The 13,987-nt window shown below is 76.7% G+C and carries 10 protein-coding genes; 3 read left to right on the top strand and 7 right to left on the bottom strand.

Annotated elements, in window-relative coordinates; genetic code table 11:
• Nucleotides 1–90: 90 nt before the first annotated feature.
• The 3 genes from ACI8AB_RS16695 to ACI8AB_RS16705 all read right to left on the bottom strand — a co-directional run bounded on the left by ACI8AB_RS16695 (nucleotide 91) and on the right by ACI8AB_RS16705 (nucleotide 3,229).
• Nucleotides 91–1,347: a serine hydrolase domain-containing protein gene (locus ACI8AB_RS16695; protein WP_456951027.1), complete on the bottom strand. Its 1,257-nt coding sequence runs from the start codon at nucleotides 1,345–1,347 to the stop codon at nucleotides 91–93.
• Nucleotides 1,348–1,464: 117 nt separating this feature from the next.
• Nucleotides 1,465–1,893, bottom strand: coding sequence for an HU family DNA-binding protein (locus ACI8AB_RS16700; RefSeq protein ID WP_456951028.1), 429 nt, complete (start codon nucleotides 1,891–1,893; stop codon nucleotides 1,465–1,467).
• Nucleotides 1,894–2,134: 241 nt separating this feature from the next.
• A complete protein-coding gene (locus ACI8AB_RS16705; protein WP_456951029.1) occupies nucleotides 2,135–3,229 on the bottom strand; it encodes an EAL domain-containing protein in 1,095 nt (364 codons plus the stop codon).
• Nucleotides 3,230–3,394: 165 nt separating this feature from the next.
• On the opposite strand from ACI8AB_RS16705, the gene ACI8AB_RS16710 reads away from it, so the two are divergent.
• Nucleotides 3,395–6,127 carry a SpoIIE family protein phosphatase gene (locus tag ACI8AB_RS16710; protein WP_456951030.1) on the top strand — a complete coding sequence of 911 codons (2,733 nt, stop codon included), beginning with the start codon at nucleotides 3,395–3,397 and terminating at the stop codon, nucleotides 6,125–6,127.
• A gap of 73 nt (nucleotides 6,128–6,200) precedes the next feature.
• Here the strand turns inward: ACI8AB_RS16710 and ACI8AB_RS16715 are convergent, their stop codons facing one another.
• On the bottom strand, nucleotides 6,201–7,424 hold the full coding sequence (locus tag ACI8AB_RS16715) for a saccharopine dehydrogenase family protein (RefSeq protein WP_456951031.1): 1,224 nt from the start codon (nucleotides 7,422–7,424) through the stop codon (nucleotides 6,201–6,203).
• A gap of 28 nt (nucleotides 7,425–7,452) precedes the next feature.
• The gene (locus ACI8AB_RS16720) at nucleotides 7,453–8,184 is read right to left on the bottom strand and encodes a trimeric intracellular cation channel family protein (protein WP_387990493.1); all 732 of its coding nucleotides are present in this window, start codon (nucleotides 8,182–8,184) and stop codon (nucleotides 7,453–7,455) included.
• A gap of 103 nt (nucleotides 8,185–8,287) precedes the next feature.
• On the opposite strand from ACI8AB_RS16720, the gene ACI8AB_RS16725 reads away from it, so the two are divergent.
• Both ACI8AB_RS16725 and ACI8AB_RS16730 read left to right on the top strand, forming a co-directional pair.
• Nucleotides 8,288–10,285 carry a putative bifunctional diguanylate cyclase/phosphodiesterase gene (locus ACI8AB_RS16725; protein ID WP_456951032.1) on the top strand — a complete coding sequence of 666 codons (1,998 nt, stop codon included), beginning with the start codon at nucleotides 8,288–8,290 and terminating at the stop codon, nucleotides 10,283–10,285.
• Nucleotides 10,282–11,199 carry an ABC transporter substrate-binding protein gene (locus ACI8AB_RS16730; protein WP_456951033.1) on the top strand — a complete coding sequence of 306 codons (918 nt, stop codon included), beginning with the start codon at nucleotides 10,282–10,284 and terminating at the stop codon, nucleotides 11,197–11,199. The genes ACI8AB_RS16725 and ACI8AB_RS16730 overlap by 4 nt, the downstream gene beginning before the upstream one ends.
• A gap of 12 nt (nucleotides 11,200–11,211) precedes the next feature.
• On the opposite strand, the gene ACI8AB_RS16735 is transcribed toward ACI8AB_RS16730, so the two are convergent.
• Nucleotides 11,212–13,272 carry an acyl-CoA dehydrogenase family protein gene (locus tag ACI8AB_RS16735; protein WP_456951034.1) on the bottom strand — a complete coding sequence of 687 codons (2,061 nt, stop codon included), beginning with the start codon at nucleotides 13,270–13,272 and terminating at the stop codon, nucleotides 11,212–11,214.
• The gene (locus ACI8AB_RS16740; protein ID WP_456951035.1) at nucleotides 13,269–13,931 is read right to left on the bottom strand and encodes a TetR/AcrR family transcriptional regulator; all 663 of its coding nucleotides are present in this window, start codon (nucleotides 13,929–13,931) and stop codon (nucleotides 13,269–13,271) included. Before ACI8AB_RS16740 ends, ACI8AB_RS16735 begins: the two co-directional genes overlap by 4 nt.
• Nucleotides 13,932–13,987 lie beyond the last annotated feature (56 nt).

The raw sequence follows: 13,987 nt of genomic DNA on the forward strand, positions 1-13,987 counted from the left end.
CCGCGAGCCCCCCCCGCCCCCCCCCCCCCCCCCCCCCCCCCCCCCCCCCCCCCCCCCCCCCCCCCCCCCCCCCCCCCCCCCCCCCCCGCCTCAGGCGACGATCGACTGGTTGACCAGGGCGCGCAGGTAGGCCCGGATCGGCAGCGTGCTCGAGGGCAGCAGCTGCGTGTAGAAGCTGACGACGACGTCCTCGACCGGGTCGACGTAGAACGCCGTCGACGCCGCCCCGCCCCAGCTGTAGTCGCCGACGCTCGCGACGCCGCCGTAGCGCGCCGGGTCCAGCACCATCGAGAAGCCCAGCCCGAAGCCCACCCCGCGCAGCGGCGTCTCGGCGAACAGCGGCCGCCCGAACGTCTCCAGGTCGGCGTTGCCGGGCAGGTGGTTGCGCACCATGTGCGCCAGCGTCCGCGGGCCCAGGAGTCGCCCGCCGTCGTAGGAGCCGCCGCGGCGCAGCATCTCGCAGAAGCGCAGGTAGTCACCCGCCGTCGAGACCAGCCCGCCGCCGCCGGACAGGAACGTCGGCTTGCGGTGCGCCGCCTCGCCCATGGCGTCGATCGGCGCGAAGGAGGTGGCCGGGCCGCCGGGCTGCCCGGGGACGGCGGCGTAGAGCCGGGCCAGGGAGTCGACGTCGTCGTCCTCGCGCAGGCCGAAGGAGGTGTCGGTCATGCCCAGCGGGCGGAAGACCCGCTCCGCGAAGAAGACGTCGAGGGTCTGGCCGGAGACGACCTCCACGAGCCGGCCCAGGACGTCGGTGGAGACGCCGTAGTTCCACTCCGCCCCGGGCTGGAAGACCAGCGGCACCGACGCCCACTGGCGGCACGCCTCGGCCGAGTCGACGCCGGGCGGGGTGCCCCACTCGTGGCCCATCGCGCGGTACATGGCGTCGACCGGGTGGGCGTGGTGGAAGCCGTAGGTGAGCCCGGAGGTGTGCGTGAGCAGGTGCCGGACCCGGATCGGCTCGACCTGCGGCTGGGTGACCGGCTTCTGCGCCGACCCGGCGACGTACACGCGGGTCTCGGCGAACTCCGGCAGCCACTTCGCGATCGGGTCGGTGAGCTCGAAGGCCCCCTCCTCGTACAGCATCATCGCCGCCACCGAGGTCACCGGCTTGGTCATCGAGAAGATCCGCCAGCGGGTGTCCTCCTCGACCGGGAGGCCGTTCTCGACGTCGCGGGAGCCGTACCGCCCCACGTGGGCCAGCCGGCCGTGCCGCGACACCGTGACGAGGAAGCCGGGCAGCTGCCCGTCGTCGACCCAGCGGGCCAGCCGCCTGTCCAGGCGCTCCAGCCGGCCGGCGTCGAGGCCGACCTCGGCCGGGTCGGTGTCCAGGGTCAGTCCGCTCGCCACGTGCTCCTCCGTCCCGGCACCGCCGCCCTCGGGCGGCGCCTGCCTGCGCATCCTGACCCACGGGACGTGGGCGGGGTCACAGGGGGCAGGCGCCGCCCCGGCGGGGGGCCCGGCGGGTCAGACCGGGACGTTGCTCGCGGCCTTCTTCAGGTTGGAGCCGGCGGTCACCTTGACGGTGTTGGCCGCGGGGATCTCGATGGACTCACCGGTCTGCGGGTTGCGGCCGGTGCGCGCCGAGCGCTGGGTCCGCTCGACGGTGATGAGGCCGGAGACGGCCACCTTCTCGCCGCGGGTGATCGCCTCGACGAGCTCCTCCTGCAGGCCGCTCAGCACGGCGTCGACGGTGGAGCTGGGGACGTCGGCGCGCTTCGCGATGGCGGAGACGAGTTCGGCCTTGTTCACGGGGTTCCTCTCAGACGTCGGGGCCCGCGCGGTCTCGGCGGGCCGCCGGGTGGGGTGCCGGCCGCGGGTCCGCGGCGGCGGTCCCGGGCGGGCGCCCGGGACGGACCGGTCCCCGTCGGGGTCCGGCCCGGGGCACCGTGACACGCCGACGGGGCATCTGGCCAGTGCACGGGCCTGATCACGACCCTACGGACCCGCCGGTACCACCCGTCCCGGGGAGGGGTGGCCCCCGTGACACGGCGGGAGCCGCGTGCCGCAGGTCCCCGGGGCCGGCCCGCCGTCGGCGACCCGTGCCCGGGCGGTGACGAGGCGGTGCCGCCGGGGACGACGTCCCCGCGGGTGGAGGTCTCCACCGGGCGGTTCCTCCCGGTGGTCCGGGGTGCGGTCAGCGGGCGGCGGCCGCGGAGGCCAGGTCCTCGACGCGCAGCAGGCCCACCACGGCGCCGGCCGCGTCGGTGCAGACCACCGGGTCGAAGCGCTGGGCCGGCGAGCGGGTCAGCGCCCGCTGCAGGGTGGCGGTGACGTCGTCGGTGGGCTCGGCACGCAGCGACACGGGGGCGGTGTGAGCCTGCCCGGTGCGCGGGTCGGTCAGCCGCAGGGCCAGCGGCTCGCCCTGCGGGCCCACCAGGACGACCGGCGGCACGCCGGGGAAGGCCTCGGTGACCTCGCACTGGCGCACCGGCCGCAGCAGGCCCGCGACGGTGGACGCCGTCCGCGCGCGGGCGGCGCAGCCGCGGACGAGCGCGGCGACGTCCGGGTCCAGCGGCGCGAACCCGGGCGTGGGCCGGCCGAGCAGCCACCCCTGGGCCAGCGGCACGCCGAGCCGGCAGAAGGCGGCCAGCTCGCTCCGGGTCTCGATGCCCTCGGCGAGCAGCCAGGCGTCGATGCGGCCGGCGAACTCGCCGACCATCTCCGCCAGCGCCATCCGCACCGGGTCGGCGTCGGCGCCGGCGACCAGGGACCGGTCGAGCTTGACCAGCTGCGGCCGCAGGGCGGCCAGCTGCTGCAGGCCCGACCAGCCCGAGCCGGTGTCGTCGAGGGCGACCAGCGCACCCCGCGCCCGCAGCGCGGCGACCTGGAGCCGCAGCGCGCCCAGGTCGTCGACCGGCGCGTGCTCGGTCAGCTCGACGACGACGCGGTGCAGGTCCGGGCGGGTGGCCAGCGCCTCCTGCACCGGCGCCGTCCCGAGCAGGTGCGGACCGACGTTGACGGTGAGGAAGGTGTCCGCGGGCAGGTCCGGGAGGGCGGCCAGGGCCTTGTGCAGGGCCAGCGCCTCGAGCTCGGCGGCGATCCCGGCGTCCGCGGCCGCGGTGAACCACACCTCCGGGCCGGCGGTGCCCGGGAACCGGGACAGCGCCTCGTACCCGGCCACGCGGGCCCGTGCGAGGTCCACGATCGGCTGGAAGACCAGGGTGAGGTCCTCGGGATCGGCGAGCAGGGGGCGGCAGTCCGGCAGCCGCCGCGTCAGCATCCCCGTCATGGCGAGGGGATCGGCCGCGGACGCCGTCCGCCCGACCCCTCCGGCGGCGTCCCTCACCCGGGCGGGGGACTCCGGCGCCACTGCGGACGGCGCCGTCCGCCCGGCCGCCGCCCGTGGCACCATGGACGGCTGCGACCGCCCGGTCGCGCGAGGGACAGGAGGGCCGTGACCGTCCCCCTGCCGTCCGCGCCCGACGACGTCCTGCAGGACCCGCACCGCGTCGCCGCCGCCCGCCGCCTGTTCCTCGAGGTGCCGGACCCCGCCGCCTACGACCGGCTGTCCGGGCTGGCCGCGCGACTGCTCGACGTCGACCACGCGAAGGTCACCCTGTTCATCGAGCGGGACACCGTCGTCGGCGGGCACGGCCTGCCACCCGGCGTGGTCGGCGGGCGGGCCCTGCTCACCGGGGCCTTCTCCGAGCGCGTCGTGCGCGAGGGGCGGGCCCTCGCGGTGTCCGACGCGCGGGCCGACCCCGTGCTGGCCGCGCTGCCCGCCGTCACCTCCGGCGAGGTCGTGGCCTACCTGGGCACGCCGCTGCTGTCCGCGTCCGGCTTCGTCGTCGGCGCGCTCGCCGTCCACGACCCCGAGCCGCGCACCTGGCAGCCCGACGACGTCGCACTGCTGGAGCACCTGGCCGCCGCGGTGGTGGCCGAGCTGGAGCTCTCGGCCGCCCGCTCCGCCATCGGCGTGTCCCGCACCCGGCTGGAGGTCGCCCTCGAGGCCAGCGAGATCGGCATCTGGGAGTACGACCTGCGCAGCGGGGCGCTGCACTGGGACGAGCGGTGCGCGGCGGTGCACGGCCTCGACGGGCCCCTGGACATCGCCGACGTCGACCGGATGCTCGCCGAGCGGATCCACCCCGACGACCACGCCGCGGTGCGGGCGGCGATGGCCTCCGCGCTGTCCGGCGCCGGCGAGTACGCCGTCGAGGCCCGCGCCCTGCACGCCGACGGCAGCGTGCGCTGGACGGTGTCCCGCGGCCGCGTGGTGCGCGACTTGCGCGGCGAGCGGGTGCGGGTCCTCGGCACCGTCCTCGACGCCACCGAGGCCCGCGAGCAGGCCACCCGCCGGATGGCGGCGGTGCAGCGGGCCGCCGCTGTCGCCGAGGTCGCCGCGGAGCTGGCGAACGCGACCGCGCTGTCGCAGCTGGCCGAGATCGCGCTGCGGGGCGCCCGGGTGCTCGGGGCGTCCTCCAGCGCGCTGGCCGCGTTCGACGGCGACGGCGCGCTGCGGCTGCACCTCGCCCGCGGCCTGGCCGACACCGTGGCGAGCGCCGCCGCGGAGGCCGACGTGGAGCTGCCGCCCGAGGCCATGGTGGTCGAGCTCGACGACACGCTGCCCACCCAGTACGCCGCCCGGCACGGCGAGCGGCTGGTCTTCGCCGACCTCGACGAGGCGGTGGCCCGGTTCCCGCAGATGGCCGAGGTCGGCGCCGCGCTCGGCCTGCGCGCGCTCGCCGCGCTGCCGCTGCGGGTCGAGGGCCGGCTGCTGGGCAGCTTCGTCGTCCTCTGGGACACCGAGCACGTCTTCGTCGACGACGACGTCGAGCTGCTCGACGCGCTGACCGCGCAGATCGCGCTGAGCGTCTCCCGGCTGCGGTCCCAGGCCGAGCGCGCCGAGGCCGTGCGCGCCATGTCCCGGGCCAACCAGCGGCTGCAGCTGCTGGCCGACGCCGGCCGCGTGCTCTCGGGCAGCCTCGACATCGGTGAGCAGCTCGGGCAGCTCGCCGACCTGGTGGTGCCGGCGCTGGGGGACTGGTGCTGGATCGTCGTCACCGAGGAGCAGGGCCGGCTGCACGAGGTGGCCTGGGCGCACCGCGACCCGGCCCGCCGGGACGACGTCGCCGCCTACGTGCACACGATGGCGACCGGGATGAGCGACGAGCACGCCGCACGGGTGGTCACCCGCACCGGCCGCCCGCTCGTCGTCCCGGAGCTGGACGCCGCCCGGATCGCCCGTTCGCTGCCCGACCCGGCGGACCAGGAGACGCTGCTGCGGCTGGCGCCCCGCTCGGCGCTGGTCGTGCCGCTGGTGGCGCGGGGGCGGGTCATCGGCGCCCTGGGCACCGCCAACGACGCCGCGCGCGGGCCGCACACGCCGGGCGAGATCGACACCGCGATCGAGGTCGGCCGCCGGGCGGGACTGGCCCTGCAGGCGGCCCGCCTCTACGAGCAGCAGCGCGACCTCGCCGACGCCCTGCAGCACAGCATGCTCACCGCGCCGCCCCGGCCCGAGGGCTGCGAGATCGTCGTCCGGTACGTGCCGGCGTCGGAGGGCGCCGAGATCGGCGGCGACTGGTACGACGCGTTCGTCGAGGCCGGCGGCGCGGTGGTCCTCGCGATCGGCGACGTCGTCGGGCACGACCGGCACGCCGCCGCGGCGATGGGCCAGCTGCGCGGGCTGCTGCGCGGCATCGGCTACGCCGGCGGGGGGTCACCGGCGGAGGTGCTCGCGGGGCTCGACCGCGCCGCGGCCGGGCTGGCCCTCGGGGCGATGGCCACCGCGGTCCTCGCCCGGCTGGAGCGCACCGACGGCGGGGGCGTCCGGCTGCGCTGGTCCAGCGCCGGGCACCCACCGCCGGTCGTCGTCCTGCCCGGCGGCGGCGTGCGCGTGCTGGACGAGGGGACGGCCGACCTGCTGCTGGGCGTCGACCCGCGCCGCCCGCGCGCCGACCACGACTGCGAGCTGCCCGTGGGCAGCACGGTGCTGCTCTACACCGACGGTCTGGTCGAGCGGCGGGACCGCGACCTCGACGCCGGGACCGCCGCCCTCACCGCCGCGCTGGGTGAGTTCGGCGACCTCCCGCTCGAGGAGCTGTGCGACCGGCTGCTCGGGCGGATGGTCCTGCCCGGCGCCGAGGACGACGTCGCGCTGCTCGCCGTCCGCGTCGAGGGATGACACCGCGGTCCTCCGGACCGCACCGCGGCCACGTGCCGCCCACGGGCCGGGACGTGCTGGAGGGAGGCCCTCCCTAGAGGGCCGTGACCTCGTAGGTGTGCCCGGCGGCGCGCAGCCGGTCGACCAGCACGCCGTCCAGCGCCGTCGCGGGGGTCAGCGACCCGGCCCGGTCCGGCAGCCGGTCCTCGTCGAGGGCCAGCCCCAGCGCCGCCTCGCCGAGCATCACCGACGTCGCCTTGTAGCCGGGGTCGCCCTGCCCGGCCACGGTGGCCCGGTAGCGGCGGCCGCCCTCGGTGTCGGCGTCGACGACCATCCGGAAGAAGCCCCTCTCCCGCACCGACTCGCTCGGCCCGCTCCCGGGCGCGGGGAGCACCCGGTCGAGCAGGGCCCGGGTGGGCGGGAAGGCGATCGCGCCGAGCGCCGCGGCGAGACCGGTGGTGACGCCGGCGGCGGCGAACGCGCCGGGGATCCCGCGGCCGGTGCTCATCGACTCGCCGTAGCGCAGGCCCCGGCCGTAGGCCCAGTCCTGCAGCGCGTTGCTGCGGCGCACGATCCGGGTGTTGAACGGCGCCATCACGAACGGGGCCGTCCACCGGCCCTCGGCGGCGAGCGCGGGCGGCATGGCGTCCGGCGGCTGTTTCGTGTCCGGCTCGGCGGCGCGGTCGGGGGAGAGGGCGTACGGGTCGGCGATCACCCTCCGCACCGCTCGGTCGGTGGCCATCGCCTCGACCTGCGCGCGCATCGAGTCGACCGTGCCGCCGCTGAACCCGCCGCGGACGGTGGCGACGAGGCGGACGTCGGTGAGCCCGCCCGCGCCGTCGGCCCGGGCCCGCTCGGCCAGCAGGAACACCGACAGGTCCGACGGGATCGAGTCGTAGCCGGCGGCGTGCACGAGGCGGGCGCCGGTCTCCCGGGCGACGGCGTCGCAGCGGTCGATGGCCTCGCGGACGAACAGCACCTCGCCGGTGAGGTCGGCGTAGTGCGTGCCCGCCCGCGCGCAGGCCTCCACCACCGGCAGGCCGTAGCGGTGGTAGGGGCCGACCGTGGTGGCCAGCACCCGGGTGCCTTCCGCCATCCGGGCCAGCGACGCCGGGTCGCTGCTGTCGGCCTCGAGCAGCGGCCAGTGGCGGGCCGTCTCCGGCAGGCCGGCCGCGGCGGCGGTCAGCCTCTCCTTCGACCGGCCGGCCAGGGCGACGCGCAGGCCGGGCGGCGCGGCCTCGGCCAGGTAGGCGGCGACCAGGCGGCCCACGAAGCCGGTGGCGCCGAAGAGGACGACGTCGTGCTCCCGCTCGGGCATGCGGCTCATCCTGCCGGGCGGCTCCGGCTCACCGCATCCGGCGGCGGAGGACCCGGCGGCGCCCGTCCGGCCGCCGGGACCGGTCGCGGGCCGCCAGCCGGCTGCGGGCGCGGCCGGGGAGGTCCACGGCGACCGGCGCCTCCCACCCGCGCCACACCGACAGCACCCGCAGCGCCGCCACGAAGGCGATCACCAGCAGCGCCACCGGGATGGGGTCCACGCCGAGCGGCCCGGCCAGCAGCGTGAGCAGCGTGGCGCCGAGCAGCGCGGCGACGGCGTTGTAGGGCCCGGGCTGCACGATGTCGGCGCGCTGGGCGAGCAGCACGTCGCGGATCACCGCCCCGCCGACCGCCGTCAGGGTCCCGATGAACACCACCGAGGCGCTGGGCAGGCCGGCGAGCTGGGCCTTCTGCGCGCCGATGACGGTGAACAGGCCGAGGGTGAGCGCGTCGAGCACCACCAGGAGCGCGGTGAGCCGGGACAGCCAGCCGGAGAAGAAGAAGGTGACCGCCGCGGTGATGGCCACGGCGGGCAGGTAGGCGCGGTTGGTCAGCGCCACCGGCGGCCCCTCGGCGAGCAGCACGTCGCGGATCAGCCCGCCGCCGAGGCCGCCGCTGACCGCCAGCAGCAGGACACCGGAGACGGCGAAGCCCTCCCGGGCGGCCAGCAGCCCGCCGGTCAGCGCGCCGACGACGATCGCGGCGAGGTCGACCGCGGCCGGGACGCGCAGCGTCTCCGTGGCCGCCGCGAGGGTGCTCACGGGGGTCCATCCTCCCGCCCGCCCCCGCGCCGCCCGGGACCTGGCCCCCCGGACGGGTGAGACGGCGCTCGACCGGCGGCCCGGTCCGTCCGATGAGGCAGCCATGAGCAGGTCCCGGAGCGCGACGGCGGCCGGCACCCGGCTGTTCGCCGCCTACGCCGCGGCCAGCCTGGTGCCGGTGGTCGTGCTGGGCGCGGTCCTCGCGGCGGGCATCCGGCAGGACGCCGTCGACCGCGCGCTGGAGTACGGCCACGCGCAGGCCGCGGTGGTCGAGGAGATGACCATCGCCCCGGCGCTGCGCGGGCAGGACCTCGGCACCGGGCTGACCGGGGCCGAGCGCGAGCGGCTGCAGGCGGCCACCGACCTCGCCGTCTTCCGCGGCTCGATCCTGCGGCTGCGGCTGCGCGACTTCGCCGGCGCGGTCGTCTTCGCCGACGACGGCGCCACCGGTCCCGAGACCGCGCTGCCCGACTACCCCACCGGCGAGGACGTCGTCCCCGCCGGCGGCGCCGCGTTCGCCACGGCCGCCGCCGGCGGGACCGACGTCGCCCTCCTCGACGACGACGGCCTGGCCGTGGGCCGGATGATCCGCGTCCTGCAGCCCATCGTCGCCGACACCTCCGGCCGCTCGGTCGGCGTGCTCGAGCTGCTGCTGCCCTACGACACCGTCGCCGCCCAGGTCGAGGCGGCCACCACCCGCACCTACTGGCGGCTGGGCGCCGGCCTCGGCGCCCTCTACCTCGTGCTCGCCGGGATCTCCTGGTCGACCACCCGCCGGCTGCGCCGCCAGGCCGCGCAGGCCGCCCACGACGCGCTGCACGACCCGCTGACCGGCCTGGCCAACCGCGAGCTGTTCGCCCGGCGGGTGGCCGCCGAGGTGGGCCGGGGCGCCCCGGCCGCCGTCGTCCTCGTCGACCTCGACCGGTTCAAGGAGGTCAACGACACCCTCGGCCACCACGCCGGCGATCAGCTGCTGCGCGAGGTGGGCCGGCGGCTGTCGGCCACCGTGCGGGCGGAGGACACCGTGGCCCGCCTCGGCGGCGACGAGTTCGGCCTGCTGCTGCCCGGCATGGACGACGCCGGCGCCGCCCGCGAGCTGGTGCAGCGGGTCAGCGACGCGTTGTCGGTGGAGACCGTGGTCGAGGGCGTGCCGCTGGCGGTGGAGGCCAGCTGCGGCATCGCCATGCACCCGGCCGACGCCACCGACGTCGAGACGCTCATGACCTGCGCCGACGCCGCCATGTACCAGGGGAAGCGCGGCGCGACCGGCGTCGTCGTCTTCGACCCCCGCGCCACCGTGCCCTCGCCGCACTCGCCGGCGCTGCAGCACGACGTGCGGCGCGCGCTGGAGGACGGCGACCTGCGCCTGCACTACCAGCCGCAGGTGGACCTGGCCTCCGGCGCCACCGTCGGCGTGGAGGCGCTGCTGCGCTGGCAGCACCCGCAGCGCGGGCTGATCGGCCCCGGCGAGTTCCTGCCGGCGCTCGAGCAGTCCGGCGTCATGGGCGCGCTCACCGAGTGGGTGCTCCGGCAGGCGCTGGCCGACTGCGCCGCCTGGACGGCCGCCGGCGAGGACTGGACCGTCTCGGTCAACGTCTCGGTGCGCAACCTCGAGGCGCCCGGGTTCGCCGCCACCGTCGCCCGGCTCGCCGCCGCGGCCGGGGTGCCGCCGGCGAAGCTGGTCCTCGAGGTCACCGAGACCGCGCTGCCCGCCGACCTCGCCGCCGCCTCGGCCTGCCTGGCCGAGCTCGCCGCGCACGGGTTCGGCGCGGCGCTGGACGACTTCGGCGTCGGCTTCGCCAGCCTGTCGCACCTGCGCTCGCTGGCGCTGGCCGAGGTCAAGGTCGACCGGGCCTTCGTCACCGGGGTCGACGTCTCGGCCGAGGACGCCGCCGTCGTGCGGTCGCTGGTCGAGCTCGCCCACGGCCTGGGGCTGTCGGTGTGCGCCGAGGGCGTCGAGACGCCCGAGGTCGCCGCCTGGCTGCGGGCGGTCGGCTGCGACCGCGCCCAGGGCTGGCTGTTCTCCCGGCCCCGCCCGTGGCCGGAACTCACCTGCGCGGCCCGCCCGGCGTCCGCGCCCGCCCAGGAGGTCCTCGCGTGACCCGCACCCGCCGTGCCGTCGCCGGCACCGCCGTCCCCGCCCTCTCCCTGACCCTCGCCCTGGTCGCCGCCGGGTGCGGGGCAGCCGCCCCAGAGACCGCCGCCGGCCCGGCCGCCGCCGTCGCCGTCGACGAGGAGCTGCACGCCGCGCTGCCCGCCGACGTGCGCGCGGCCGGCGTCCTGACGGTGGCCAACGACCCGTCCTACCCGCCGGCGTCGTCGTTCGGCCTCGACGGGCGCACCATCGTCGGCTTCGAGCCCGACCTCGGCGCCGCGCTCGGCGACCTGCTCGGCGTGGAGGTGCGCTTCGAGGCCGCGCCGTTCGACACGCTCCTCGACGACCTCGCCGCCGACCGGTTCGACCTGGTCATGAGCGCGGTCACCGACACCGCCGAGCGCGAGCAGCAGGCCGACTTCGTCAACTACTTCCGCGCCGGCTCCTCGATCGTCGTCGCGCGCGGCAACCCGCTCGGCATCCACGAGCTGGCCGGTCTGTGCGGCCGCAGCGTCGCCGTCGAGGCCGGGACCGTGCAGGTCGGGCTGCTGGAGCGGGCCCAGGTCTCGTGCGCGCAGCGCATCGACCTGCACGAGCTGCCCACCAACGACGACGCCCTGCTCGAGCTGCGCACCGGCCGCGCCGACGCCGTCGTCGCCGACTACCCGCCGGCGGTCCACGTGACCACCGACCCGCGGACGCAGAACAGCTACCAGCTGGTCTCCGACACCCAGTACGAGCCCGGGCTGTACGGCATCGCCGTCGCCCCGGACCGGACGGGGCTGCGCGACGTGCTCACCGAGGCGCTGCAGCGGCTGGCCGACGACGGCGTCTACCAGGAGCTGCTCGACCGCTGGGAGGTCGGGCACGGCGCCGTCGACGCGATCACGGTCAACGGCGCCCTGCCCGCCGGCAGCTGACCCGGGCTCCCGCTACTGAGCGGGCGCTACCTCCAGCGAGGTGGCGCTGTCGTCCGGGGTGACGACGGCGGCCCGCAGCCGGGCGTCCTCGGCGGCCCTGTCCTCGAGGTGCATGGCCTCCTGCCGGTCCGCCTCCTCCTCGAGGATCGCGGCGGCCTTCCACTCCTGCGGGATGGCGAACCCGTCGACGAGGGTGACCATGTGCGGCCGCAGCTCGGCGAGCAGGGCGTTCACCGTGGCGGTCAGCGCCTTCGACCGGGCCGGGGTGAGCCGGCCGTGCTCGAGGAACCAGCCCTTGTCCGCCTCGATGGTCGACAGCGCGTAGAGGTCGCACAGGGCCTCGAGCAGCGCCTTCGCGTCCGGGTCGGTCGTCCGCTCGATCCCGGCGACGAACGCCTCGAGCACCACCCGGTCGATGTGGGTGGACGCCGTCCGCAGCACGTGGTCCTGGACGCTGTTGAAGACCTGGAAGGGCTCCATGCCCTCGTCGGCGGCGTTCCGGCGGAGTCGGCGGATGGCGCCCTCGAGGGTGTGCTTCTCGCGGAACTCGAACACCTTCAGCTGCCAGCCGCGGTCGCGCAGCGGCACGTCCTCGTCCCGGCCGGGAACGGCGTCGACGAGCCGGGCGATCAGTCCGCGGGCCGCCGTCCGCTCGAGGACGGTCTCGCGGACCATGTCGGCGACGAACGCGACCCTGCCCCAGCCGTCGAGGGAGCCGAAGGCGTCCCGGTAGCCGGTGAGCAGGCCCTTGGCGACCAGCTGCAGCAGGACGGTGTTGTCGCCCTCGAACGTGGTGAACACGTCGGTGTCGGCCTTGAGCTGGGGCAGCCGGTTCTCCGCCAGGTAGCCGGCGCCGCCGCACGCCTCGCGGCACGTCTGGATGGTGCGGGTGGCGTGCCAGGTGTTGGCCGCCTTGAGCCCGGCCGCGCGCGCCTCGAGCTCCCGCTGGGCGGCCTCGTCGACGGCCTCGCCGTGCTCGTGCACCGCCGTCTGGACGTCGTGCATCGTGCTGACCAGCTCCTCCTGGGCGAACGCCAGCGCGTAGGAGGTGGCCAGGGCCGGCAGCAGCTTGCGCTGGTGGACCAGGTAGTCGTTGAGCACGATCTCCCGGTCGCGGCCGGGGGCGGCGAACTGGCGGCGGACGTCGCCGTAGCGGACGGCGATGTCGAGGGCCAGTTTGGTCGCCGAGCCGGCCGAGCCGCCCACGCTCACCCGGCCGCGGACCAGCGTGCCGAGCATGGTGAAGAAGCGGCGGGTCTCGTTCTCGATGCCGGAGGTGTAGGTGCCGTCCTCGGCCACCTGCCCGTAGCGGTCGAGCAGCATCTCCCGCGGCACGCGGACGTGGTCGAAGGACAGCCGGCCGTTGTCGACGCCGAGCAGGCCCGCCTTCGGGCCGTCGTCGCCGATGGTGACGCCGGGCAACGGGTTGCCGTCCTCGTCGCGGATCGGCACCAGCCAGGCGTGCACGCCGCGCGGCTCGCCCTGCGTCACCAGCTGGGCGAAGACGACGGCCATCCGCCCGTCCTCGGCCGCGTTGCCGATGTAGTCCTTGCGCGCGGCCTGGTGCGGGGTGTGCAGGTCGAAGGTCTGCGTCCCGGCGTCGTAGGTGCAGGTGGTGCGCAGCTGCTGGACGTCGGAGCCGTGGCCCGTCTCGGTCATGGCGAAGCATCCGGGCAGCGCGAAGCTCATGATGTCGGGCAGGTAGGCGTCGTGGTGCCGCCGCGTGCCGAGCAGCTGGACGGCGCCGCCGAACAGGCCCCACTGGACGCCGGCCTTGACCATCAGCGACAGGTCGCCGAAGGCCAGCATCTCGATGGAGGTCACCGAGCCGCCGGCGTCGGCCTCGCCCCCGTACTCCTCGGGGAAGCCCAGGCCGACGCGGCCGGTGGCGGCGAGCTCGCCGGCCAGCCGGGTGATCCGCTCGCGGGCCTCCTGCACCGACTCGCCGTACACCGGGGCCCACTTCGGGTCGCCGAGCTGCTCGCGGGCGTCGCGGCGCACGTGCGCCCACCGTCCGTCGAGCACCTCCTGGAGGCGCGCCGGGTCCACGGTGCGGGGGAGGGTGGAGGTCACTTCTTCTCCTCGGGGGTCGGTCCAGCGGGGGCGAGGCTCGAGAGCCCGGCCCAGGCGAGGTCGGTGAGGTGGGCGGCCAGGTCCGCCCGGGGCATCGGCCGGTCGGCACGCAGCCACCAGTCGGCGGCGGCGCGGACCAGCCCTACCAGGCCGTGCCCCCAGGGCGCGGCGGCCGCGGGGTCCCGGCCGGCCCGCTCGAGGGCGACGGCCACCAGCGCGGCGGCCTGGTCGCCGACCAGGTCCGACAGCGTGCTGACGGGGTCGGCGTCGACCGGCCTGTCCAGCAGCGGGTGGGCGACGACGAAGCGGTAGAGCTCCGGGTCGGCCTCCAGGAACGCCAGGTAGGTCTCGACGGCGGCGGCCACCATCCGGCGCGGGTGGTCGGTGCTGGTCATCGCCGCGCGCAGCTTCTCGGTCAGCTGCGCCGCGACCCGGTTGCAGACGGCGACGTAGAGCTCGCTGCGGTCGGCGAAGTGCCGGTAGACGACGGTCTTGCTGGTGCCGGCCTCGGCGGCGATCTCGTCCATGCCGACGCCGGCGCCGTGCTTCCCGACCGCGGCGACGGTGGCGTCCACCAGCTGCTCGCGGCGCGCGCGGCGGTGCTCGTCCCACCGCGAGTCCCGGCGGTCGCGCCGCCGGGAGGCCGTCTCGGCTTTCATGTAACCGACGGTACCGTGTACCGTCGGTACCGGCCACTCCGTCAGCCGTTCGCGTA

It is taken from the genome of Geodermatophilus sp. SYSU D00698, assembly GCF_054050335.1.

Bases quoted from the DNA above. Each gene is read 5' to 3' on its own strand.
- ACI8AB_RS16705 (WP_456951029.1), bottom strand. From the start codon at position 3,229: ATGACGGGGATGCTGACGCGGCGGCTGCCGGACTGCCGCCCCCTGCTC.
- ACI8AB_RS16715 (WP_456951031.1), bottom strand. From the start codon at position 7,424: ATGCCCGAGCGGGAGCACGACGTCGTCCTCTTCGGCGCCACCGGCTTC.
- ACI8AB_RS16725 (WP_456951032.1), top strand. From the start codon at position 8,288: ATGAGCAGGTCCCGGAGCGCGACGGCGGCCGGCACCCGGCTGTTCGCC.
- ACI8AB_RS16740 (WP_456951035.1), bottom strand. From the start codon at position 13,931: ATGAAAGCCGAGACGGCCTCCCGGCGGCGCGACCGCCGGGACTCGCGG.